The organism is Proteus sp. PR00208 (genome assembly GCF_016238545.1).
In the GTDB taxonomy this organism is placed as follows: domain Bacteria; phylum Pseudomonadota; class Gammaproteobacteria; order Enterobacterales; family Enterobacteriaceae; genus Proteus.
The window spans coordinates 83,622-105,104 of sequence record NZ_JAEHQE010000002.1 but is presented as its reverse complement, the minus strand read 5'-3'; the positions used below and the strand labels follow the sequence as shown (position 1 = coordinate 105,104).

Here is a 21,483-nt window from a genome sequence, read left to right as displayed (position 1 = left end):
TTTATGTTTTATAGGGGAATTTTATTCAATGGGATCAAGATGCCAATTGATTGGTTTGCGGCCTTGCTGCTGTAAAATATCGTTGGCTTGTTTAAAATGACCACAACCTAAAAAGCCTCTATGAGCAGAAAGCGGGGATGGATGAGGTGCTTTTAAAATAACGTGTTTATTTGTATCAATAAAACGTCCTTTTTTCTGAGCATGAGCGCCCCAAAGTAAGAAAATAACCCCATCTCTACGCTGATTGATCTGTTCGATTACTGCGTCAGTAAAGATTTCCCAACCATAGTTAGCGTGAGAATGTGCTTGGCCTTTCTCTACCGTCAATACGGTATTAAGTAATAAAACACCTTGTTTTGCCCAGCTTTCTAAATAGCCGTGGTTAGGGCGTTTAAAATCAGGGTATTCTTTTTCTAGTTCTTTATACATATTGACTAATGAAGGTGGTGCTGGCACGCCTGGTCGTACTGAAAAAGAGAGTCCATGTGCTTGATTAGGGCCGTGATAAGGATCTTGCCCCAAAATAACTACATTCACATTATCAAAAGGCGTAAAACGAAAAGCATTAAAAATATCTTCTTGAGGAGGATAAACAATTTTACCAGCGGCTCTTTGTTGTGCGACTTGAAACATAATTTGATGAAAGTAAGGCTTTTCTTTTTCAGCGCCTATCACATCATGCCAAGTTAATGGTGTAGTCATAACCTAAAATCCTTGTTGATATCTTATAGTGTCTAAGCTTACCGATTTCATCAAGGGAATGAAAATATTACGGGCTAAAAATAAAAATTAATTGAGCTATCAACTTTTATTTGAAAATTTACAAAAAAAATTGCAAATCAGTGATGAATGATTATTGATTTAAAACAACACTTTGCACCCTATTGGATAAAGTGCTTATGAATTTTGTTGATATTTATCAAAGAATGGCGTCATTTATACTGGTATATAAGTAGACAGAAACATTGGTTAGACCAAATACCCAAGTTCTGATATGAGATTGGAATTTGATTTTGTGCCCAAATTGGAGGTCGAAATGATTACTGGTATCCAAATTACTAAAGCTGATAACGACGATTTATTACACTCTTTCTGGTTATTAGATGATGAAAACGGCGAAGCTCGTTGCATCTGTGCTAAAAAAGGTTTTGAAGAAGGCCAAGTGATTAACCGTAAAGAGTTAGGCAATATCGAATATCGTGAAGTGCCTGTAGAATCTAAACCGGTTGTTCGTGTAGAAGGTGGTCAACACCTTAACGTTAACGTATTAAGCCGTGAAACACTGGAAGATGCTGTTAACAATCCTGAGAAATATCCTCAATTAACTATTCGTGTTTCTGGTTATGCTGTGCGTTTTAACTCACTGACTCCAGAACAACAACGTGATGTTATTACTCGTACTTTCACAGAAAGTCTGTAATTTTCACTAAAGTAATAAGTTAATAATAAGCTCGATATGAAAATATCGGGCTTTTTTTCTATACAAAAGAAAAAAATAAAAAACCGTAACTATATTATATAGCTACGGTTTTTTTATAGGTTCAGAAAGAGCACAGATTATTCGTTATTAGTATTCGTTTCTTTTACTGGTGCAGTAGGTGCAACATTTTTTTCTGTATGTTCAGCAACTGCTTTGCGACGTTTACCAATATTTTTACGATCGCGAGTTCGCACTTTTTCTTTAACTGCTTTTTTCTCTTCTTCTTTTTTCGCTTTGCGTTTAGCAAGTACTTTTTTAGAAGGTTTGAATGTTGCTTTCAGGCTTGGTGCTTTGGTTTCTGGACGTAGTTCAGCAACAACACGATATTTAATTGGCTCTTGAACGTAACGGCCAATTTTCCCTAATAATGGGTGATCATGAGCTTCAACTAATGAAATTGCGATACCTTTACGGCCCGCACGTCCTGTACGACCAATACGATGCAAGTAAACATCCGCAGTACGAGGTAAGTCAAAGTTGAAAACGTGTGTGATATCATCTAGATCAAGACCACGAGAAGCAACGTCTGTGGCAACAAGCACATTCATTTTGCCTGATTCTAAACGTTTGATTGCATCGTTACGCTGTGTTTGCGCCATTTCACCTTCAAGGTAGCTGCATTTAATACCTTGTTTTTCTAACGCAGTGACAAGCTCTCTTACACGCTCTCTTTTACGAACAAAGACAATCGATTTTTTAACATCGTCTTGCTTAAGTAATGCAGCAAGTAACGCTGTTTTATGTTCAAGATTATCAGCATGATAATAGAACTGCTGAATTTTTTTACGTTCACGGCGAGAAGGATCGGCATTAAGCTCAACAGGTTCGTTGAGGATGCGCTGTGCAAAATCAATAACCGCATTACCTTCCAGTGTTGCAGAGAACAGTAATGTCTGTTTGCGCCAGCGAGTTTCGCCTGCAATAGTTTCGATATCGTTAGCGAAACCCATATCTAACATGCGGTCTGCTTCATCTAAAATCAGCATTTCCACTGCGCGGCAGTCAAAGTTTTCTTCTTTGATGTACTGTAATAAACGACCTGTTGTCGCAACAACGATATCTTGGTTCTCACTGAAGACTTCAGCGTGATTCATATAAGCAACACCGCCCGTGATTGTGGCGATATCTAAATGTGTGTGCGCACATAATTCTTTTGCCTGCTCGGCAACTTGCATAGCAAGTTCGCGTGTTGGTGTCAGGATAAGAATACGTGGCGGGCCTGATTTTTTACGTGGATAATCAAGCAAGTGTTGAATTGCCGGAAGCAAAAAGGCCGCAGTTTTCCCTGTGCCTGTTGGCGCAGAGCCTAAAATATCGCGTCCATCCATTGCAGCAGGAATTGCATCTGCTTGAATAGCTGTAGGACGTTGATATCCTTTTTCTTCTAATGCGGTCAATAAACTTTCATCAAGTTCAAGACTGGAAAATGTCGTGGCTGTCATTGTATACCTCTGTTTAGGGCGCGGATTTTGACATTATCCCCCGCTAAAAGCCAGAGGATTTACCGCTATCACATTATATATTACCGATAGACGAAGGTATTCGTTGTTTTTAGGCTTAATCTAAATAAGCGTGCATCGTATACAAATAGTTTAATGTTAAGATAGGGGTTGTAGAAACGTTATCTTATCATATATCTCTTTTTCCGTGACATGATTGATAAGCAATAAAAAAGAGATTGCTGTACAAATCAATAGAGCCAATAGATGAATCAAAAGAAAGTGAAAAAAGCAGGATTACGCAAAGGTGGTTTTACATTTAAACAATTTTTTGTTGCTCATGATAAGTGTGAAATGAAAGTGGGTACAGATGGTGTTTTATTAGGGGCTTGGGCGCCTATCGATAATGTAAAAAGAGCACTTGATATTGGTACAGGAAGTGGACTAATTGCATTAATGCTAGCTCAACGAGCGACTAAAATTGAGTGTATTGATGGCATTGAACTTGATGAGAAAGCCGCATTACAAGCGACGGAAAATGCTCAGGAGTCACAATGGCATTCATTTATTCATATCCATCATAGTGATATTCATCATTATGCAGAGCAAACGCAAAATAAGTATGATTTGATTGTTAGTAATCCTCCTTATTTTGAGCCAGCAATTGCTTGTCGTAATGATGTTCGTGAGCAAGCGCGTTATACCAAAACTTTAACGCATGAGGGATTACTGGATAGTGCGCAATCACTTATCACCGAAGATGGTTTGTTCTGTGTTGTATTACCTTATTCTATTGGTGAGCAATTTATTGAAATTGCAGAAAAAAAAGAGTGGAATGTTGCGAAACGCGTTAATATTAAAGACAGTGCAGATAAGCCTTATCATCGAGTTTTGTTAGCATTTCAAAGACAAAATCAAGGCAGTGTTGCATGTAGTATAGATGAACTTATTATTCGTAATAATGAAGGGCACTATACCGACAAGTTCCAATCTTGGGTGACTGACTTTTATTTATATTATTAAATCTATATTTAATAATATCTTGTTTAAGATAATATATATTGTTGTAAGTAATCGTATATATTCAAATAATATCATTGTGTTATCGTTTTTTTATTGGCAGATTGCATTTTGGTTGGGTGATCATCATGATGATTTTTTTGTGATTCATCTCTTAAAATAATGATTGAATTGAACTTCATACTATTTTTGCGCTCTAAGTCTTGTAGCTCATAAAAACGAGAAGGAATAACGAGAGTAAATATGACGGAGTCATTTAAAAATAGTGCGAAGCTTGACTTCGGGAGAGTCCATCTCTAATGAGCGAGCAGTTAACGGACCAAATGTTGGTTGAAAAGGTACAAAATGGTGACCAGAAAGCCTTTAATTTGCTGGTTATCCGCTATCAACACAAGGTAGCAAGCCTGATTTCCCGTTATGTACCACAGGGCGATGTACCAGATGTTTCGCAAGAAGCCTTTATTAAAGCTTATCGTGCCATCGGTTCTTTCCGTGGAGATAGTGCTTTTTATACATGGCTTTATCGCATTGCTGTGAATACAGCAAAAAATTATCTGGTCGCACAGGGGCGACGTCCGCCTTCGAATGATTTAGATGCGAGTGATGTTGAAAATTTCGAATCACCCAATGCACTAAAAGAAATTTCGAACCCTGAGAATTTAATGTTGTCTGAAGAGTTACGGAGAGTGGTTTTTCACACCATAGAGTCATTACCTGAAGATTTAAGGGTTGCTATTACACTTCGGGAACTTGACGGGCTAAGCTATGAAGAGATAGCGGTCATTATGGATTGCCCTGTCGGAACAGTACGTTCACGTATTTTTAGGGCGCGAGAAGCTATTGATAATAAGGTTCAACCATTAATACAAGAGTTTTAATTGTGGGTGAACCATCATTGACTGAAGGGTACTTTTACATGCAAAAAGAAAAACTTTCTGCATTTATGGATGGCGAAGTTCTTGATAAAGAATTAATGGGTACAATTGCTCGTGATGACTCCATGAAAGAGACATGGCAACGCTACCATTTAATTCGTGACACAATGCGTGGTGATGTAGGTGAAGTAGTCCACTTCGATATCGCAAGTCGCGTTGCGCTCGCTTTAGAGAATGAACCTGTTCGCATAAGTCCTGAACAACAACAAGAGCAGCAACCTGCGCCATCACAATGGCGTCAGCACTCTTTCTTACAAACGTTACGTCCTTGGGCAAGTCAGTTAACTCAAATCGGTGTCGCGGCTTGTGTTTCATTAGCTGTTATTGTTGGTGTTCAGCAATATAATGGAAAAAGTGGTTCTGAAGATTTCCAAGTAGATACACCTGTATTTAATACTCAACCTATTATGGGTTCAGGTTCACCAGTAAGCTTAAATCTTCAAAATGATACTTTAGGTAAAGACCAGCAAACACGTTTACAAGAGCGTAATCAGCGCCTTGGATTAATGTTGCAACAGTATGAGTTAGATCGTCGCATTTATAATGCACCACAAAATGAAGCGCCAGTTAGCGCTCAAGGTGAAACTCAACCCGTAGTAGTTGCACAGTAATAGATGTGAATGTATAAATAACGTGTGGGAATGAAACAGTCGTAATGAAAAAATCATGGTTATCCACCTTATTGCTGGTGGGCAGCCTGTCAATGCCGATACAAGCCTTGGCGCAACCTCAAACAGGTAGTGTCGAGGCTTTGTTGCAAAAGATGGGTCAGACAAGTCAAAGCTCTACCTATGAATTATCTTTTATCAATATCAATTCTCAAGGTATTGTTCCTATTCGCTACCGTCACACTCTTATCGATGGCAAACCGCTTGCACAATTAATGCAAATGGATAGTACTCGCCGTGAAATAGTTCAACGTGGTGATGAGATCAGCTATTTTGAGCCGGGCTTAGATGCTTTCAGCTTAAGAAATGATCATATCGTTGATTATATCCCTTCTATCATTTACCAAGATTTCAATGAATTATCAGGTTATTATAATTTTATTGATGCAGGTAGAACGCATATTGGTGATATTCCAAGTCGAGTTGTTCGCGTGCTATCAAAAAATAATGACCGTTATGATTATGTCTTGTTTATAGATGAAGAAAGATATCTACCTTTAAGAGTCGATCTACTAGATAAGAATAATGACATCATTGAACAATTTCGAGTGATCACAGTTAATGAAGGGAGTGAAGTCGGAGCAGAACTTAATTCGTTACGTACTGTCAATATGCCACCTTTATTACTTGTACCAAAAGCTAAGCCCTTGGTTTATAACTGGTCGGTTAGCCAATTGCCTGAAGGTTTTAAAGAGGTAAAACGCAGTAATCATCAAATTTCTGAGACTGAGTTTAGTCAGTCTATTTTATTTAGTGATGGATTATTTGACTTCTCTATTTATGTTAATAAAAGTGGTCAACACGTTAATTCGCCCGAACGCGATAAAATGTTGAGGTATGGTCGTAATACAATTTATACCTATGACAAAGAAGGTAATGAAATTACCTTTATTGGTCAGCTACCATTTCCTACGGCACAAGCAATAGTTAATAGTGTTGTATTTACGAAAAAGTAAAAGGGTATAAGTTATGGTTAAAGAGTGGGCAACAGTTATACATTGGCATGAAGGACGGGCGTTATTACGCTACGGATCTTCTTCTGGCTGTGGTAGTTGCCAAGCTCGCGCTGCGTGTGGCTCTTATTTATTAAATAAAATAGGGCCAGAGACAGTTCATCAACTCGAACTTCCCGTTGCACAACCTTTAGTTGAAGGGCAAAAAGTGGAAGTCGGTATTCCTGAAAATAATCTACTTCTTTCCGCAATGCTAGTGTATTTAACGCCACTTATTGGCTTATTTATTGTCGCAGGCATTGCGAGCCTTTGGCTTTCGAGTGAATTTGCTATTTTTTGCAGTGGACTTGTGGGTGGTGCTCTTGGTTTTTTATTTGCCAAAAAAGTGGCGACTTGGTGGAGCAAAGATGAAGGTTTTGAACCTATTGTATTGCAAATAGGGCTTCCTCCTCATGAACTTAAAGTTCAGTTTCAAGAATAATGAGTTGATTAAAATAATGGGGCATCAGCCCCATTATTCTTGTCATGCTGCTTTTGTAATAATATCTATCTTAAATTAACACGTTTCTATATCTGGAAATTACCCGCAAAAAATTACAAATAAATGCAAGTCTTAGCATAAATGTTTGTGTTTGATGAACGTTTCTTTGAGTATAATGTCTCTAGTGTGTAGAATGCGTCATCAATAATAACTCCTGCAATATAGAGTTTTCGCTTTGTGTCCATGAATGACGCCAAAGCCAGATTTATAGAGCAAAGCAATAGAGAAAAATAATTTCAGAATGAAAAACATACGTAACTTTTCCATTATCGCACATATTGACCACGGTAAATCGACGTTATCAGATCGAATTATTCAAATTTGTGGTGGCTTATCAGATCGTGAAATGGCTGCGCAGGTTCTTGATTCTATGGATCTTGAGCGTGAACGTGGTATTACAATCAAAGCGCAAAGCGTAACCTTGAATTACACCGCTGATGACGGTGAAGTTTATCAGCTTAACTTTATCGATACCCCAGGACACGTTGACTTCTCTTATGAAGTATCTCGTTCACTCGCTGCGTGTGAAGGCGCGTTATTGGTCGTAGATGCTGGGCAAGGGGTTGAAGCGCAAACATTAGCAAACTGCTATACCGCGATGGATATGGATCTCACCGTCGTTCCTGTTTTAAATAAAATAGACTTACCAGCAGCAGAGCCTGAGCGTGTTGCTGAAGAGATTGAAGACATTGTGGGCATCGATGCCACAGATGCAGTGCGTTGCTCGGCAAAAACAGGTATTGGTGTTAAAGAAGTTATCGAACGTCTTGTTAAAGAAATTCCAGCACCTGAAGGTGATGCAGACGCTCCATTACAAGCACTGATTATTGACTCTTGGTTTGATAATTACCTTGGTGTTGTTTCACTGATCCGTGTTAAAAACGGTAAAGTCAGCAAAAACGATAAAATCAAGGTAATGAGTACGGGACAGGTTTATAACATTGACCGTATTGGTATTTTTACGCCAAAACAAATTGATACAACCACGCTTAATTGTGGTGAAGTAGGCTGGGTTGTTTGTGGTATTAAAGATATTTTAGGTGCACCTGTTGGGGATACTTTAACAGCAGCGCAAAAACCAGCAGATAAGCCATTGCCTGGCTTTAAAAAAGTTAAGCCACAAGTTTATGCGGGTTTATTCCCAATTAGCTCTGACGACTATGAATCATTCCGTGATGCATTAGGCAAATTAAGCCTGAACGATGCTTCATTATTCTATGAGCCAGAAAGCTCAACAGCGTTAGGTTTCGGTTTCCGTTGTGGTTTCTTGGGTCTTCTTCATATGGAGATTATTCAAGAACGTTTAGAACGTGAATATGACCTCGACCTGATCACAACAGCTCCAACCGTAGTTTATGAAGTTGAAATGACTAACGGTGATATTGTGTTAGTGGATAGCCCGTCTAAATTACCACCACTGAATAATATCGAAGAAATCAGAGAACCTATTGCTGAATGTCATATGTTATTACCGCAAGAATACTTAGGTAACGTAATTACTTTATGTATCGAAAAACGCGGCGTTCAAACCAATATGGTCTATCATGGTAATCAGGTTTCATTAACTTATGAAATTCCGATGGCTGAAGTAGTATTAGATTTCTTTGACCGTTTAAAATCAACATCACGCGGTTATGCTTCTTTAGACTATAACTTTATTCGTTTCCAAGGCTCTAACATGGTACGTGTCGATGTCTTGATTAATGGTGATCGCGTTGATGCTTTAGCATTGATTACACATAACGATAATGCACCTTATCGTGGTCGTGAGCTGGTGGAAAAAATGAAAGAATTTATTCCACGCCAACAGTTTGATATCGCTATCCAAGCGGCAATTGGTAACCATATTATTGCTCGTTCAACTGTTAAACAGTTACGTAAAAACGTATTAGCCAAATGTTATGGCGGTGACGTTAGCCGTAAGAAAAAACTGTTACAGAAACAGAAAGATGGTAAAAAACGTATGAAGCAAATTGGTAACGTAGAGCTACCACAAGAAGCGTTTTTAGCCATCCTTCATGTTGGTAAAGATAAATAATTTAAGGAGAAAACATGGCTAACACGTTTGCCTTGATCCTAACGCTGGCAACGCTAATAACGGGAGTTTTTTGGGGAATTGAGCGCTTTAAGCTCAAGCCAGCCCGAAAAGCAAAACTAAAGCGTCTTCAAGAGATGACGCAAGGGACCGAGGATCAGCAAGAGTTAGCAAAATCAATTAATAAACCAAGCTGGGCAGAGACATTAGGCTCTTTATTCCCAGTTTTGATTATTGTTTTGGTTCTGCGTTCATTTGTGTATGAGCCGTTTCAAATACCTTCTCGCTCCATGATGCCAACCTTGTTGGTTGGTGATTTTATCTTGGTTGAAAAGTTTGCTTATGGATTAAAAGATCCAATTACACAAACCACGTTAATTAATACAGGGAAACCTAAACGAGGCGATATCGCTGTATTTAAATATCCTCGTGATCCTTCTACTGACTTTATTAAACGTGTTATTGGATTACCGGGCGATAAAATTGTTTATGATATGGTGTCGAAAAAACTTCATATCTATCCAAATTGTGATAAAGCCATTTGTAATGAGGAAATATCAGTAACTTATGGTACTGCTTATCCAAGTGAATGGACGTTATTATTACAAAATGTACCGGGTGGTCAGCGTATTAATGGTATGAAATCTATTCCAATTGAGGAGCCTATTTCAACAGCAACTCAATTACGTGAAGAAGAAAGAGTAGAAACTATTGATAAAGTCTCTCACCGTATTATGACAATACCTGGTGATATGACGATGCCTGAGTTTATCCAGCCTGGATTACCTGTCGGTACGTGGATTGTTCCTGAAGGTCATTACTTTATGATGGGTGATAATCGAGACGGTAGTTCAGATAGTCGCTTCTGGGGCTTTGTTCCTGAGAAAAATTTAGTAGGTAAAGCGACAACAATTTGGATGAGCTTTGAAAAAGTAGAGAATGAATGGCCAACAGGCGTTCGTTTTAGCCGTATCGGTGGCATTAAGTAATTATTAACAAAATAGCGACAGCATTCCTTCTTATCTAAGTGTAGAATGTGTCGCTTCTTTAAATATGATTGGCTCCTGTTATTGACAGGAGCCAGTGCAAACGCAACAGTTCTGTTATCCAACTCGATAATTTCTCGTTGTCTTAAACAGATTTGTTGCGTGTGCTTCAAATTAAGTTATGGAAATTGATCGCACATGAATACTTTATTAATAAACCAGTTACAAAAGAAACTGGGCTATACTTTTACGCAAAATGAATTATTACTACAGGCTTTAACGCATCGCAGTGCCAGCAGTAAACATAATGAACGTTTAGAATTTTTAGGTGATTCAATTCTAAGCTATGTAATTGCTAACGCACTTTATCATCGCTTTCCTCGTGTTGATGAAGGTGATATGAGCCGAATGAGAGCAACACTTGTTCGTGGAAATACACTCGCTGAATTAGCGCGTGAATTTGAATTAGGTGAATGTCTGCGTTTAGGCCCAGGGGAATTAAAAAGCGGTGGCTTTCGTCGCGAATCAATTTTAGCGGATACGGTGGAAGCTTTAATTGGTGCAATTTTCCTCGATAGTGATATTCAAAATATCGAAAAAATTATTTTAAACTGGTATGAGAATCGTTTGGCTGAAATTAGTCCAGGCGATAAGCAAAAAGATCCTAAAACTCGTTTGCAAGAGTATCTGCAAGGCCGTCATTTACCATTACCTTCTTATATTGTGGTACAGGTTCGTGGCGAAGCCCATGATCAAGAGTTTACGATCCATTGTCAGATAAGCGGTATCGAACAACCTGTCAAAGGGATGGGTACAAGCCGTCGTAAAGCTGAACAGGCCGCTGCTGAACAGGCATTAATACAACTGGAGCTTGAATGAGCGAAGAACAAACCTATTGCGGATTTATTGCGATAGTCGGTCGCCCAAATGTGGGAAAATCAACACTACTGAACCAATTACTGGGGCAGAAAGTTTCTATTACATCACGTAAACCGCAAACTACGCGTCACCGTATCATGGGTATTGATACAGATGGTGCTTACCAAGCGATTTATGTGGATACACCGGGCTTGCATATCGAAGAAAAGCGAGCAATCAACAGACTAATGAATCGCGCAGCAAGCAGTTCAATTGGTGATGTTGAATTGGTTATTTTCGTTGTTGAAGGCACCAATTGGACGCCTGATGACGAAATGGTGTTAAATAAATTAAAATCATTACGTTGCCCTGTTTTATTAGCAATTAATAAAGTGGATAACGTGACTGATAAAACCAAGTTACTTCCACATATTGGCTTTTTAAGCCAACAAATGGATTTTCTTGATGTTGTGCCAATTAGTGCTGAAAAAGACATGAATATCGATACGATAGCGAAAATCGTACGTAAATGTTTACCAGAAGCGACTCATCATTTCCCTGAAGATTATATTACTGATCGCTCTCAGCGTTTTATGGCATCAGAAATTATTCGTGAAAAATTGATGCGCTTTTTAGGTGAAGAATTACCTTATTCTGTCACTGTTGAAATTGAGCAATTCGTTACCAATGAGCGTGGTGGCTATGATATCCACGGATTAATTCTGGTTGAACGTGAAGGCCAGAAGAAAATGGTTATTGGTAATAAAGGTGCGAAAATCAAGAAAATTGGTACTGAAGCCCGTATGGATATGGAAGACTTATTTGAAAACAAAGTTCACTTAGAACTTTGGGTGAAAGTCAAAGCGGGCTGGGCTGATGATGAACGTGCTTTACGTAGCCTTGGCTATGTGGACGATTTAAAGTAGGTAACTGAAGTGGATGGCTGGCAACGTGCATTCGTTATCCATGCTCGACCTTACAGTGAAACGAGTTTATTACTCGATTTTTTCACTGAAAATGAAGGGCGAGTACGCATATTGTCAAAAGGTGCGCGAGGCCGTCGTTCACCCTTAAAAGGGGCACTTCAACCTTTTACTCCTTTGCTCATTCGTTGGAGTGGGCGAGGAGAAGTTAAAACACTTCGTGATGCTGAACCTATCTCTTTAGCATTACCACTGACAGGCTCTGTACTATACAGTGGCTTGTATCTTAATGAGTTATTGTCTCGCGTTTTAGAAAATGGTACGTCTTATAGTGTACTTTTTTTTGAATACCTCTCCTGTTTGCAAATTCTTGCTGCTAGCGATACCACACCCGAAGCGGCACTAAGACGCTTTGAACTTGCGTTATTAACACAACTTGGCTATGGATTAGATTTTCTGCATTGTGCCGGAAGTGGAGAGCCTGTTTCAGATTCGATGACCTATCGTTATCGGGAAGAAAAAGGTTTTATTGCGAGTTTAGTGGTTGATCATAATAGTTTTACGGGATTTGAATTAAAATCTTTAGCCAGTCGCGAATTTCCTACTGTTGAAACATTAAAAGCGGCGAAAAGGTTTACTCGAATGGCATTGAAGCCCTATTTAGGCGGAAAACCATTAAAAAGTAGAGAACTTTTTAGACAATTTGCTATTAAAAAATCCCCAAAGAAAAGAGCATTGATGGCAGAACAGTAATATTGTCTTTTTCTTCTCTATGGAATGTGTAAACTAAGGTAATACAACGTTATTTTTCAGGAGAAGAGCATGTCTGATATTCTACTTGGCGTTAATATTGACCATATCGCCACCCTTCGTAATGCCCGAGGCACAACGTATCCCGATCCTGTTCAAGCGGCTTTTATTGCAGAACAAGCTGGTGCTGATGGTATTACTATCCATTTACGTGAAGATAGACGTCATATCACTGATCGCGATTTAATGTTGATAAGCCAAACGGTTCAGACAAGATTAAATCTGGAAATGGCAGTTACTGAAGAGATGATTGAGATAGCTTGTCAAACTCAGCCTGATTTTTGCTGCTTAGTACCTGAAAAACGCCAAGAAGTGACAACGGAAGGTGGTTTAGACGTTGTTGGCAATGAAGCAAAAGTTGCTGATGCAATTAAACGCTTATCTTTAGCGGGTATCAAAGTTTCTCTGTTTATTGACCCTGACCATGAGCAAATTAACGCAGCCGATCGTGTTGGTGCACCTTTTATTGAGATCCACACTGGTGCTTATGCTGACGCTGAAGATGAAATGGCTCAAGAAAAAGAGTTTGTCCGTATTCGTGATGCAGTGACTTACGCCGCATCTAAAGGCTTAAAAGTGAATGCGGGACATGGTTTGCATTACCACAACGTACAACGTATTGCCGCATTACCTGAACTTTATGAACTGAATATTGGTCATGCAATTATTGGTAGAGCCGTATTTAGTGGATTAGCACCAGCGGTTGAAGAAATGAAACGCTTAATGCGAGAAGCGCGTCGCTAATGGCTATTGTTGGCTTAGGTATGGATATCGTCGAGATATCGCGTATCGAAGATATTATAGGGCGTTCTGGTGAACGCCTTGCTCGTCGCATTCTTACTGATACCGAATGGGAAATCTATCAATCCCATAAACAGCCAATACGCTTTTTAGCTAAACGGTTTGCAGTAAAAGAGGCGGCGGCAAAAGCATTAGGAACAGGGATCCGTTTAGGATTGGCTTTTAATCATTTTGAAGTGCGTAATGATGAGTTAGGCAAACCTACACTGCATTTTTTAGCGGTTGCAAAAGAGATGGCAGAGAAAGCGGGGATAAACTCTATTCACGTAACACTTGCTGATGAACAGCGTTATGCCTGTGCGACAGTTATTTTAGAAAAATAGCTCTCTTAGATTTATCACCCACAAAATCATTGACTAAGGTTTAGAGCTTATCTGCATGGTGGATCAACACAAATTTTTCCCATAATTCATCTTGAGATTCAGTATGAGTAGGATCAGTGATGATCGTGTTAGTAATCGGACAAACCGATTGGCAAGTCGGTTTATCGTAATGTCCTACGCATTCAGTGCAAAGATCAGGATTAATTTCATAAATTTCATCCCCCATTGAAATAGCATCATTAGGACATTCGGGTTCACACATATCACAGTTGATGCATTTCTTCGTAATTAGTAAAGCCATATCAGTCACTTAATATATAAATTATTAAATTTCAGTAACTTATATCTTGCACTTATATGTTACCATCTATCAGTTTTATGTAGCTATATCCGATAAAATAGCGTTTTATCATTCAAATGGGGATATCGCCCAAATCTTCTTGCTTGATGAGAGATAAGCAAGGGAGGGTAAGATTACCATTTATATGACATTTCCTAAAGTAACATCACTCAAATGGCTTATCAGATTATATAAATAAAATATTAAGCGCTTGCCAATGAGGAGAAATGAAAACCAGTAGCATTAATGACATGGCGTAGTGTTTTTAATGTAGGGTTACCTGTTGGTGATAGTGTTCGGTAAAGTGTTTCACGTGAAACACCTGCTTTTTTTGCAATGGTTGCCATGCCTCCACGGGCTTCTACGACATGGCGTAACGCCATAAGAAAAGCTTCTTGCCCACCATCTTCATCTATATCAAGGAAGGCTTGATGTAAATAAGCTTTAGCAAAATCGGGGTCTTCACGTAAAATTTCGACCATTGCATCATCATGCAAACGAGAATTTGGCATAATCTACCTCTTCAAATAATCTTTTAGACATAGGATAGCTTTATTAATATCAGTATCCTGAGTTCGCTTATCTCCAGCTAGAAGTAGCAATATAATTTCGCCATCGATTAAACTATAGTAAACCCGATATCCAGCTCCTTGATCAATTCGTAATTCCCAAACACTATCACGGCAAGGTTTATGATCGCCAAAATGCTCACTTGCCATTCTATTTACTCTTGATGCAATTTTTGCTTTAGCAACAGGATCGCGTATTTTTTTGAAATAGTCAGCATATAAGTCTTTGCCATCTATTGTTAAGTAATGTTTGATCGTTTTCATTGGCAAAATGTAGCTTAAAAGCTACGAATCAACAACTATATTTGTAGCTTATAAGCTACGATAATTTATCAGTAATATATATAAAAATCAAAAATCCTAGGTAGAAGCGAGTAAATATTAATTATAAAGAGTATGTTTTGTGGTATTCCGCACACCTAATACTCTGTTATTGATGTTAAATAATGCAATAACATAAGGGGTATTCTATGCCAACACTGTTTAATATGTGGACGTTTGCGCTTTTATCTTTGGGATTAGTATTAACTCCAGGTCCTAATATGATTTACCTGATTTCACGTTCAATCTCTCAAGGGAAAAAAGCCGGATTTATTTCACTAATCGGTGTGGCTGTCGGCTATATTTTTTATATGTTATTAGCGGCATTTGGTATTACGGCCATTTTTATGGCTGTACCTTATGCTTATGATGCGTTGAAGATTTGTGGTGCGATTTACCTTTTTTATATAGCTTGGCAATCTATTAAACCTGGTGGGCGTTCTATCTTTCATCCCAAAAAATTGCTTTCAGGTAATACAACAAAGCTCTTTGTTATGGGGTTTGTTACCAATCTATTGAATCCTAAGATTGCATTGATGTATTTATCACTGTTGCCTCAATTTATTAGCATTCAAAATGGCAGCGTTTTAAATCAATCATTAGTGTTAGGGAGTATTCAAATTATTATTAGCATCGCAGTAAATGCATTGATTGTTATTGCCGCTGGCTCTATTGCAGGGTTCTTTATGCAAAGGCCTCGTTGGGCACTCATTCAACGTTGGTTTATGGCAACAATCTTAGGGGCTTTAGCTATCAAATTAGCCACAGAAGCGCGCGTAAACTAAAGTTTCATCTTGCTATCTTTGTCATAAACAATTCAAGACAATCTCTTTAGTTATCAATAGAAAACAGGGTACAATATCCCGCTATATGATCATGAAGAGATATCCTTGTGAATAAAGTTAAAGATGATATTTATTGGATGCATAAAGCGATTGAGCAAGCGCAAAAAGCACAAGAAATCGGTGAAATACCAGTGGGCGCAGTATTAGTCGTTGATAATAAAATCATTGCTAAAGGATGGAATCATTCAATTATCGATAACGACCCCACTGCACATGCAGAAATTATGGCATTACGCAAAGGGGGAAAGCATTTACAAAATTATCGTCTACTCGATGCAACTCTTTATATTACCCTAGAACCTTGTGTGATGTGTGCAGGAGCGATTGTGCATAGTCGGGTAAAACGCGTAGTTTATGGCGCCTCAGATTTAAAAACAGGTGCAGCTGGTTCATTTATTGATATTTTACAGCACCCCGGAATGAACCATAAAGTTGAGATAACATCAGGTGTATTAGGTGAAGAGTGTTCACAGCTTTTAAGCCAATTTTTTAAAATGAGAAGGGCTGAAAAGAAACAACTTAAAAAGCAAAAAACCAGTCCAGTTATAATGAATACTGAACCAGCCATAAAAGAATAATACCTTTTTACTGATAATTAAGGGTATACGTTGCTTGTGCTTGGAATGGGCCAGTGAGCAATGTTTGATTTTTCAGTGCAGAGGGTGATGCCTCAACATATGTCATAAAATTAAACTGAATACGTTTATTATTAAGAAGTCGAGTTGAGCTCGGCTTTTTTAATTGAATAGCATTGCGTTGAACATCTGTAAATACAATCCCGATACTTTTAGGATCTTCAGATCCTGTGCCAACAACAGCAAGGTGATCGGGCATTGTAGGATGCTCTTTCCCATCTAACGTAATCGTGACGCTTTTATAAATATCCTGACTGCAATTTTCTAAACTAATACTAAAAGCAACAGGTTCACTTTTTTGAAAAGTATAGAGATCTTTTGCTGATATCTGTTTGAAATCAATTACTTTATTTTCATCACCAGCAACAATAGTACAACCATGTGCAACCACAACACCTTTAAATTCCATATCACCACCAATAAGCTCGGTCACAGCAAAAGCGGAAGGTGAAAGTAATAATAAAAGAGAAATAGCAGATTTTGTTATTGGGTTTTCCATTACATAAACTCCGCAACTAATGTGGCATGTGCTGAAAATTCACCTTCTGTAATTTTGCTACCTGTTTTTGCGATAGGAGCTGCTGTGACTTCCCAGTTTCCTTTAAAATTATTCAGTTTCCCGACAGAAAAATATTGATTAGGTGGCACAATCGCTCCTGATTTGTCTCTTAAAACAATACCTAAATTAGTTCTATCTACAGGTCCTGTTGTGCCAAGATAATTAGGGTTAAAACTAGCGATACCTGAGCTCCCAGTTTGAATTTTGAACATAATTCTACTGTTAGGGTTAGTAAAACTACCACCTTCACACTTGATGGGAATATTGCGCGTGATCTTGTAGTTTTGACCATTTAAATAGTCAGAGGTATTACCGACATTGCCAAAATCAAAGGTAATTGGAGAGCCATTATTAAATGTACATCTATCTTCCGTGGTTAATATTCCTGAACTAATCACTAATTTTGAAATTGGCTCAGGGCCATATTCTTGATATAAGCCATTACCTACACGTGCATACATTTGAGCTACAGCTTGTCCTGTTAATGAAACCCCATTAATAATCGGTTTTTTCAAGCGAAAGACTAATACACCACTACTTCCTGATGACATGTTGGGTTTTGGTGATTCAGGGACACTGCAGCCTTGTTGCCCATTTCGATTGTTCGGTTTTTCAATAAAAGGAACAGTAGGAAGTGATTCAGGACCCCAAATAGAAAACTTGATCTGAACATCGACATATTCATTCAGTTCATAGTAATTATTGCCTAAATAGCGTAGGTCAGAATTTGCCATATAATAAGTGCGAGAATTCGGAACTAAAGGATCTTTAGGACAATAAACCGTTGCTAAATATCTGTCAGGCAAAGAAAAGTTTACTGTGGCCGTTTCGCCAGGTCGGTTATTAGGAAATGTTGCGTTATTTAATGCAACTCTAAAAATATTAGGGCCTCCAACAGTGCGAACTTCACCATGAATATAAGCAGATGCCACAACTGGAGTACATAACATTGCGCCAGTAAAAAGTAATTTTAGCGTATTGAAATAAAAATTTGCTGTTGTTAATTTCATTTTATTCCTACCGGCGTCAAGTTAATTAATATTTGGGTTGTTGTTCTTTAGGTGCTGCTTTACAGCTATTTTGTTGGCAAACAAATTTTAATTCTGGATGTCCGCCGTAATCATTTACATACATCATGTAAAATTGATTGACGTTACTGGTTTTAACTGGAATTTCCAGTGATGCTTTAGGCGCAACCATTAAACCAGGGAAGGTAGTTAACTTATCGCTATCCTCACCATTCAACTTATTAGAAAGCCCGATAATTGTGATGTAATAAGGTGTCGGATTTTCTGCAATAAATTGATTGCCTTGTTTTTTAAACACTAATTGATCTTGCCAAACCATACCTGGCTTTTCAGGAATAATGGTGGTTGGGCGGTAGAATAATTTAATGCGAGACTGCATTGCCATTTGCAACACGTTAGCTTGTTTTGGTGCTGGTGGAATTTCACGCACATTTAAATAAAACAGTGATTCTCTATCTTGTGGCAAAAGACCAATTTCTGCTGTTTTGGTAATTCTAACCACGCCTTTTTGATCACCATCAAGACGCTGTAAAGGTGGCAATGCGACTAAAGGAGAAGCGATTTTTTGTCCGTGTTCATTTTCAACCCATGATTGTGCTAAGAAAGGAATATCAGGGCTAGTATTTTTTAGGTTTACGCTAGCTGAGTTTTCGTTGCCCATTAGTACAATGCGAGTTCTATCTAATGACACGCCCGCTTGAGTCGTACTCACAATGCTAAGTGCAATTAATGAGCCACAAAAAAGCGTTTTAAGTGTGTTGAATGAGTTCATACAATTATCTCTAGTAATTCATTTTATTCATTAAAATCCCTGACATAATAACAACTCATGTTTTAGTGGATCGTTAATTGCAGCTGGGATTGTAATCGTACACTGGGTTTTACCACCCCAGATCACGTTTAATGATTCATTAAGGTTAACACCGGCGATATAAACTAAACCATCTTCCATCACCATTCCCATATTTTCACCGTTTTTATTGGTGATTTCGGCACCAAATGGTGGGTGTTTTTGATCGACTGTTTGTAAGATGGCCATTAGGCGCTCACCTTGGCGAACAGGGAATTTATAGTAGCCAATTGCGCCTTCAGTTAATGTGGCAGAAGTAATGGCTTTGTGTGTTTCAATATCTGAATCCATTTTATCAACATCAATACGAGCATCAACATTGTTATAACTAGTTAAGTCAGTTAATACCCCAATACCGAATAGGTTTGTCGTTGTGCTTTGATTATTAAATGGTACGCCTGCAACACCATCAGTATCAACCATCATGCGAGCAGTACTTGATGTCATGCTACTGCTATGTAATGCAGCGCCGTGGCGTGTTGCAGTAAATCCGCCTTTAACTGTTGCACCTAGTGCAACATAATTATCTTGTTGATAGCTCGCATTGGCATTAATTTCTGCATATTGCGAACGGTGTTGATAATAACCATCAGTATTGGCTTTATTGTCTGAGCTTAAACCTGCACGGACACGCCATAGATTATTATAATTGCTATTATCAGAATAAGAGGCCATTTGGTTCACTTTTCCGTTACTGTCTTGCAAGCTATAACCAATGCTTTTACCACTTCCTAATGGAACTGAAATATTAAAAGAAATACTGTCATCAGTATTACCTTTATGCTGAGTACGGAAGGCAGATAAGTTAGTATTAATCTGCTCTATACCCATAATAGAAAAATTACGGCTTACCGTAACACCATACTGTTCTTGTGTCTTTTTATCCCAATAGTTTTGGTGTCGATAAGAGAGATAAAGTGTTGTCGATTTTTCAATATCATCAGCCCAAAAAGTTTTGTTACCTGTAATGGTATACATCTCTTTTTCATAACCATTGTTATTAATATCGTTGTAACGCTCATCCATATATTGAGAGAAAGATCGGAATGTTTTCTCTGAAAAGCGATAACCCGCAAAAGTAATCGTACTATGGTACTCATCAAAGGTTTTAGCGTAGTTCAGTTTGAAGGACATACCATTGATATTTTCATTATCATAGGTTTTGCTATAAGACTGAGTAATATCACCTGAAAGCGTACCTAAACGCCCTATATCGTGACCTAAACCTAATGACCACGCATTGTAATCTTTAGCTGTCAACAAAACCCCACCATACAGCGACCATGTGTTGTTCATACCCCATGAAAAATCGCCTTGATAAAAAACAGGGCCTTGCATTTTATGGTTGTTGAGCGACGACTGACCCATTGATGTGTTATAACGCACTGAGCCTGGGCGAGTCATATAAGGTAGATTGGCTGTTTGTACTTGGAATTCGCTTACTTTACCGTTTTGCTCTTCGACTCTGACATTTAATTGGCCTTGTACTGTATCTTGTAAATGTTTAATAGCAAAAGGGCCAGCAGGTACCGTAGTTTCATAAATTAAGCGACCGTTTTGCGTTACAGTCACTTTGGCATTAGTGTTTGCGATGCCATGAATTTCAGGTGCATAACCTTGCAAAGAAGGGGGCAACATTCTTTCATCACTTTGTATATTGGCACCTGTAAAACGAAAACTATCAAAAACTTGAGAGTTTAAATAAGTTTCACCAAGCGTTAATTTTGCAGCTAGGCTAGGTAATGGTTTATAGGCGTATATCTGATTCCAATCAAAGCTATTATTTGATGAATATTCAGATGAATAGTTTCCTTGATATTCAGCACGTAGTCGCCATTCACCAAGGTTAATTCCAGCTTGCCCATATCCTGTTAATGAGTTGTTATTATTGCCTTGATTTGGGCGAGTTGATGTACCTGTTAAGGTATAGTCAACTAATAACCCAGATACACCTGGGTCCCACAATTCAGGTGGTGTCCAATCCGCATCTTCATATTTCATTAGTGAGCGAGGCATAACAATATCGAGAATACCGCCATCATTTTTGATAGAGATACCTGGTAATTGACTGATATTGAAACAATCTGGTGAGATTTCTTCGATAAATTTTTGATTTTCTTCGTTAACTGTTAACTTTTTTAGAAGAGTAGGGTCAATACAAGCGATGGAGTAATTGGGTTTCACTTCAACATAATTAATGTTTTGGCGAGGGAAGTCACGACCATTTATACGGATATCTAAGTAGTACATACCCGGAATAATGTAGTTAGAGGTTGCAAAACGAGATAAATCGACATTATCTCTGTCTTCGGCATCTAGCATATGAATGTTAAATTCCACAGAATCATCAGGCTCGGCTTGAGCGAAAAGCGCTAAGCACAATAGCAAAATGGCACAAATGTTTTTCCATATTGTGCTGTGAAAAAAAGAAATTAACATGAATAAACGCCTAATTATTAATAAAATAAAAAGTAATTAAATAATGAATATTTATTTTATTACTTTTTATTTTATTCTTATTAAATTGAAGTGTTTTATCAAATTTAACGCAGAGGAAGTCCCCT

24 protein-coding genes are annotated in these 21,483 nt (G+C 38.2%); 15 read left to right on the top strand and 9 right to left on the bottom strand.

The features are described from left to right. Positions 1 to 21: 21 nt before the first annotated feature. Entirely contained in the window at positions 22 to 702 is a 681-nt protein-coding gene (ung, locus tag JEP36_RS02790; protein WP_196534132.1) for a uracil-DNA glycosylase, read from the bottom strand. A gap of 334 nt (positions 703 to 1,036) precedes the next feature. Here ung and grcA point away from each other — a divergent pair, with 334 nt between their 5' ends. Then, entirely contained in the window at positions 1,037 to 1,420 is a 384-nt protein-coding gene (gene grcA, locus JEP36_RS02785; RefSeq protein ID WP_023581591.1) for an autonomous glycyl radical cofactor GrcA, read from the top strand. 137 nt (positions 1,421 to 1,557) lie between these two features. Here grcA and srmB read toward each other — a convergent pair whose 3' ends face one another. Then, complete coding sequence (srmB, locus tag JEP36_RS02780; RefSeq protein WP_232805398.1) at positions 1,558 to 2,922, bottom strand: ATP-dependent RNA helicase SrmB; 1,365 nt, start codon at positions 2,920 to 2,922, stop codon at positions 1,558 to 1,560. Between the two features lie 264 nt (positions 2,923 to 3,186). Here srmB and trmN point away from each other — a divergent pair, with 264 nt between their 5' ends. The 12 genes from trmN (at position 3,187) to acpS (ending at position 13,772) form a co-directional block, all read left to right on the top strand. Beyond that, positions 3,187 to 3,942: a tRNA(1)(Val) (adenine(37)-N(6))-methyltransferase TrmN gene (gene trmN, locus JEP36_RS02775; RefSeq protein ID WP_198625827.1), complete on the top strand. Its 756-nt coding sequence runs from the start codon at positions 3,187 to 3,189 to the stop codon at positions 3,940 to 3,942. A 296-nt stretch (positions 3,943 to 4,238) separates the two neighbouring features. Then, positions 4,239 to 4,817, top strand: a complete 579-nt coding sequence (gene rpoE, locus JEP36_RS02770; RefSeq protein WP_006533574.1) for an RNA polymerase sigma factor RpoE — start codon at positions 4,239 to 4,241, stop codon at positions 4,815 to 4,817. Positions 4,818 to 4,855: 38 nt separating this feature from the next. Continuing rightward, positions 4,856 to 5,485 carry an anti-sigma-E factor RseA gene (gene rseA, locus JEP36_RS02765; RefSeq protein ID WP_232805397.1) on the top strand — a complete coding sequence of 210 codons (630 nt, stop codon included), beginning with the start codon at positions 4,856 to 4,858 and terminating at the stop codon, positions 5,483 to 5,485. A 44-nt stretch (positions 5,486 to 5,529) separates the two neighbouring features. Next, positions 5,530 to 6,498 (top strand): sigma-E factor regulatory protein RseB, encoded by a 969-nt coding sequence (gene rseB / locus JEP36_RS02760; RefSeq protein WP_198619718.1) that lies wholly within the window; start codon positions 5,530 to 5,532, stop codon positions 6,496 to 6,498. A gap of 13 nt (positions 6,499 to 6,511) precedes the next feature. Continuing rightward, entirely contained in the window at positions 6,512 to 6,976 is a 465-nt protein-coding gene (gene rseC, locus JEP36_RS02755) for a SoxR-reducing system protein RseC (protein WP_165122850.1), read from the top strand. 301 nt (positions 6,977 to 7,277) lie between these two features. Next, entirely contained in the window at positions 7,278 to 9,074 is a 1,797-nt protein-coding gene (gene lepA / locus JEP36_RS02750) for a translation elongation factor 4 (protein ID WP_109370984.1), read from the top strand. A 14-nt stretch (positions 9,075 to 9,088) separates the two neighbouring features. Continuing rightward, entirely contained in the window at positions 9,089 to 10,060 is a 972-nt protein-coding gene (gene lepB, locus JEP36_RS02745; protein WP_198625825.1) for a signal peptidase I, read from the top strand. 195 nt (positions 10,061 to 10,255) lie between these two features. Then, on the top strand, positions 10,256 to 10,936 hold the full coding sequence (rnc, locus tag JEP36_RS02740) for a ribonuclease III (protein WP_075673668.1): 681 nt from the start codon (positions 10,256 to 10,258) through the stop codon (positions 10,934 to 10,936). Then, complete coding sequence (gene era, locus JEP36_RS02735) at positions 10,933 to 11,841, top strand: GTPase Era (RefSeq protein ID WP_023581601.1); 909 nt, start codon at positions 10,933 to 10,935, stop codon at positions 11,839 to 11,841. The genes rnc and era overlap by 4 nt, the downstream gene beginning before the upstream one ends. Before the next feature lie 9 nt (positions 11,842 to 11,850). Continuing rightward, positions 11,851 to 12,591 carry a DNA repair protein RecO gene (gene recO / locus JEP36_RS02730; RefSeq protein ID WP_099073674.1) on the top strand — a complete coding sequence of 247 codons (741 nt, stop codon included), beginning with the start codon at positions 11,851 to 11,853 and terminating at the stop codon, positions 12,589 to 12,591. Between the two features lie 69 nt (positions 12,592 to 12,660). Next, positions 12,661 to 13,392, top strand: a complete 732-nt coding sequence (pdxJ, locus tag JEP36_RS02725) for a pyridoxine 5'-phosphate synthase (protein WP_075673670.1) — start codon at positions 12,661 to 12,663, stop codon at positions 13,390 to 13,392. Further along, entirely contained in the window at positions 13,392 to 13,772 is a 381-nt protein-coding gene (gene acpS / locus JEP36_RS02720; protein ID WP_069367826.1) for a holo-ACP synthase, read from the top strand. The genes pdxJ and acpS overlap by 1 nt, the downstream gene beginning before the upstream one ends. Positions 13,773 to 13,812: 40 nt before the next feature. On the opposite strand, the gene JEP36_RS02715 is transcribed toward acpS, so the two are convergent. From JEP36_RS02715 to JEP36_RS02705, 3 genes are all read right to left on the bottom strand, one after another. Next, positions 13,813 to 14,073, bottom strand: a complete 261-nt coding sequence (locus JEP36_RS02715) for a YfhL family 4Fe-4S dicluster ferredoxin (protein WP_198619721.1) — start codon at positions 14,071 to 14,073, stop codon at positions 13,813 to 13,815. Positions 14,074 to 14,315: 242 nt separating this feature from the next. Beyond that, positions 14,316 to 14,624 carry an addiction module antidote protein gene (locus JEP36_RS02710; RefSeq protein WP_196569581.1) on the bottom strand — a complete coding sequence of 103 codons (309 nt, stop codon included), beginning with the start codon at positions 14,622 to 14,624 and terminating at the stop codon, positions 14,316 to 14,318. A gap of 3 nt (positions 14,625 to 14,627) precedes the next feature. After that, positions 14,628 to 14,945, bottom strand: coding sequence for a type II toxin-antitoxin system RelE/ParE family toxin (locus JEP36_RS02705; RefSeq protein WP_115350077.1), 318 nt, complete (start codon positions 14,943 to 14,945; stop codon positions 14,628 to 14,630). Positions 14,946 to 15,151: 206 nt separating this feature from the next. Between JEP36_RS02705 and JEP36_RS02700 the strand changes: the two genes are divergently transcribed. Further along, complete coding sequence (locus JEP36_RS02700; RefSeq protein WP_198619722.1) at positions 15,152 to 15,787, top strand: LysE family translocator; 636 nt, start codon at positions 15,152 to 15,154, stop codon at positions 15,785 to 15,787. Positions 15,788 to 15,894: 107 nt separating this feature from the next. Next, positions 15,895 to 16,425, top strand: a complete 531-nt coding sequence (tadA, locus tag JEP36_RS02695; protein WP_198625823.1) for a tRNA adenosine(34) deaminase TadA — start codon at positions 15,895 to 15,897, stop codon at positions 16,423 to 16,425. A gap of 7 nt (positions 16,426 to 16,432) precedes the next feature. Here the strand turns inward: tadA and JEP36_RS02690 are convergent, their stop codons facing one another. The 4 genes from JEP36_RS02690 to JEP36_RS02675 are packed head-to-tail and all read right to left on the bottom strand — an operon-like array spanning position 16,433 to position 21,358. Next, complete coding sequence (locus JEP36_RS02690; protein ID WP_198629850.1) at positions 16,433 to 16,981, bottom strand: fimbrial protein; 549 nt, start codon at positions 16,979 to 16,981, stop codon at positions 16,433 to 16,435. After that, complete coding sequence (locus JEP36_RS02685; protein WP_198619723.1) at positions 16,981 to 18,051, bottom strand: fimbrial protein; 1,071 nt, start codon at positions 18,049 to 18,051, stop codon at positions 16,981 to 16,983. Before JEP36_RS02685 ends, JEP36_RS02690 begins: the two co-directional genes overlap by 1 nt. A gap of 25 nt (positions 18,052 to 18,076) precedes the next feature. Then, positions 18,077 to 18,841 (bottom strand): fimbrial biogenesis chaperone, encoded by a 765-nt coding sequence (locus tag JEP36_RS02680; protein WP_198629849.1) that lies wholly within the window; start codon positions 18,839 to 18,841, stop codon positions 18,077 to 18,079. Positions 18,842 to 18,871: 30 nt separating this feature from the next. Further along, complete coding sequence (locus tag JEP36_RS02675; RefSeq protein ID WP_198629848.1) at positions 18,872 to 21,358, bottom strand: fimbria/pilus outer membrane usher protein; 2,487 nt, start codon at positions 21,356 to 21,358, stop codon at positions 18,872 to 18,874. Positions 21,359 to 21,483: the final 125 nt, after the last annotated feature.

What these genes read in the sequence shown, in the direction of transcription:
- JEP36_RS02675 (WP_198629848.1), bottom strand. Translation starts at nt 21,358, where the DNA reads ATGTTAATTTCTTTTTTTCACAGCACAATATGGAAAAACATTTGTGCC.
- JEP36_RS02710 (WP_196569581.1), bottom strand. Translation starts at nt 14,624, where the DNA reads ATGCCAAATTCTCGTTTGCATGATGATGCAATGGTCGAAATTTTACGT.
- lepB (WP_198625825.1), top strand. Translation starts at nt 9,089, where the DNA reads ATGGCTAACACGTTTGCCTTGATCCTAACGCTGGCAACGCTAATAACG.
- era (WP_023581601.1), top strand. Translation starts at nt 10,933, where the DNA reads ATGAGCGAAGAACAAACCTATTGCGGATTTATTGCGATAGTCGGTCGC.
- JEP36_RS02700 (WP_198619722.1), top strand. Translation starts at nt 15,152, where the DNA reads ATGCCAACACTGTTTAATATGTGGACGTTTGCGCTTTTATCTTTGGGA.
- rnc (WP_075673668.1), top strand. Translation starts at nt 10,256, where the DNA reads ATGAATACTTTATTAATAAACCAGTTACAAAAGAAACTGGGCTATACT.
- rpoE (WP_006533574.1), top strand. Translation starts at nt 4,239, where the DNA reads ATGAGCGAGCAGTTAACGGACCAAATGTTGGTTGAAAAGGTACAAAAT.
- pdxJ (WP_075673670.1), top strand. Translation starts at nt 12,661, where the DNA reads ATGTCTGATATTCTACTTGGCGTTAATATTGACCATATCGCCACCCTT.
- rseB (WP_198619718.1), top strand. Translation starts at nt 5,530, where the DNA reads ATGAAAAAATCATGGTTATCCACCTTATTGCTGGTGGGCAGCCTGTCA.
- JEP36_RS02685 (WP_198619723.1), bottom strand. Translation starts at nt 18,051, where the DNA reads ATGAAATTAACAACAGCAAATTTTTATTTCAATACGCTAAAATTACTT.
- rseC (WP_165122850.1), top strand. Translation starts at nt 6,512, where the DNA reads ATGGTTAAAGAGTGGGCAACAGTTATACATTGGCATGAAGGACGGGCG.
- JEP36_RS02680 (WP_198629849.1), bottom strand. Translation starts at nt 18,841, where the DNA reads ATGAACTCATTCAACACACTTAAAACGCTTTTTTGTGGCTCATTAATT.
- lepA (WP_109370984.1), top strand. Translation starts at nt 7,278, where the DNA reads ATGAAAAACATACGTAACTTTTCCATTATCGCACATATTGACCACGGT.
- JEP36_RS02690 (WP_198629850.1), bottom strand. Translation starts at nt 16,981, where the DNA reads ATGGAAAACCCAATAACAAAATCTGCTATTTCTCTTTTATTATTACTT.
- ung (WP_196534132.1), bottom strand. Translation starts at nt 702, where the DNA reads ATGACTACACCATTAACTTGGCATGATGTGATAGGCGCTGAAAAAGAA.
- JEP36_RS02715 (WP_198619721.1), bottom strand. Translation starts at nt 14,073, where the DNA reads ATGGCTTTACTAATTACGAAGAAATGCATCAACTGTGATATGTGTGAA.
- srmB (WP_232805398.1), bottom strand. Translation starts at nt 2,922, where the DNA reads ATGACAGCCACGACATTTTCCAGTCTTGAACTTGATGAAAGTTTATTG.
- trmN (WP_198625827.1), top strand. Translation starts at nt 3,187, where the DNA reads ATGAATCAAAAGAAAGTGAAAAAAGCAGGATTACGCAAAGGTGGTTTT.
- grcA (WP_023581591.1), top strand. Translation starts at nt 1,037, where the DNA reads ATGATTACTGGTATCCAAATTACTAAAGCTGATAACGACGATTTATTA.
- rseA (WP_232805397.1), top strand. Translation starts at nt 4,856, where the DNA reads ATGCAAAAAGAAAAACTTTCTGCATTTATGGATGGCGAAGTTCTTGAT.
- acpS (WP_069367826.1), top strand. Translation starts at nt 13,392, where the DNA reads ATGGCTATTGTTGGCTTAGGTATGGATATCGTCGAGATATCGCGTATC.
- JEP36_RS02705 (WP_115350077.1), bottom strand. Translation starts at nt 14,945, where the DNA reads ATGAAAACGATCAAACATTACTTAACAATAGATGGCAAAGACTTATAT.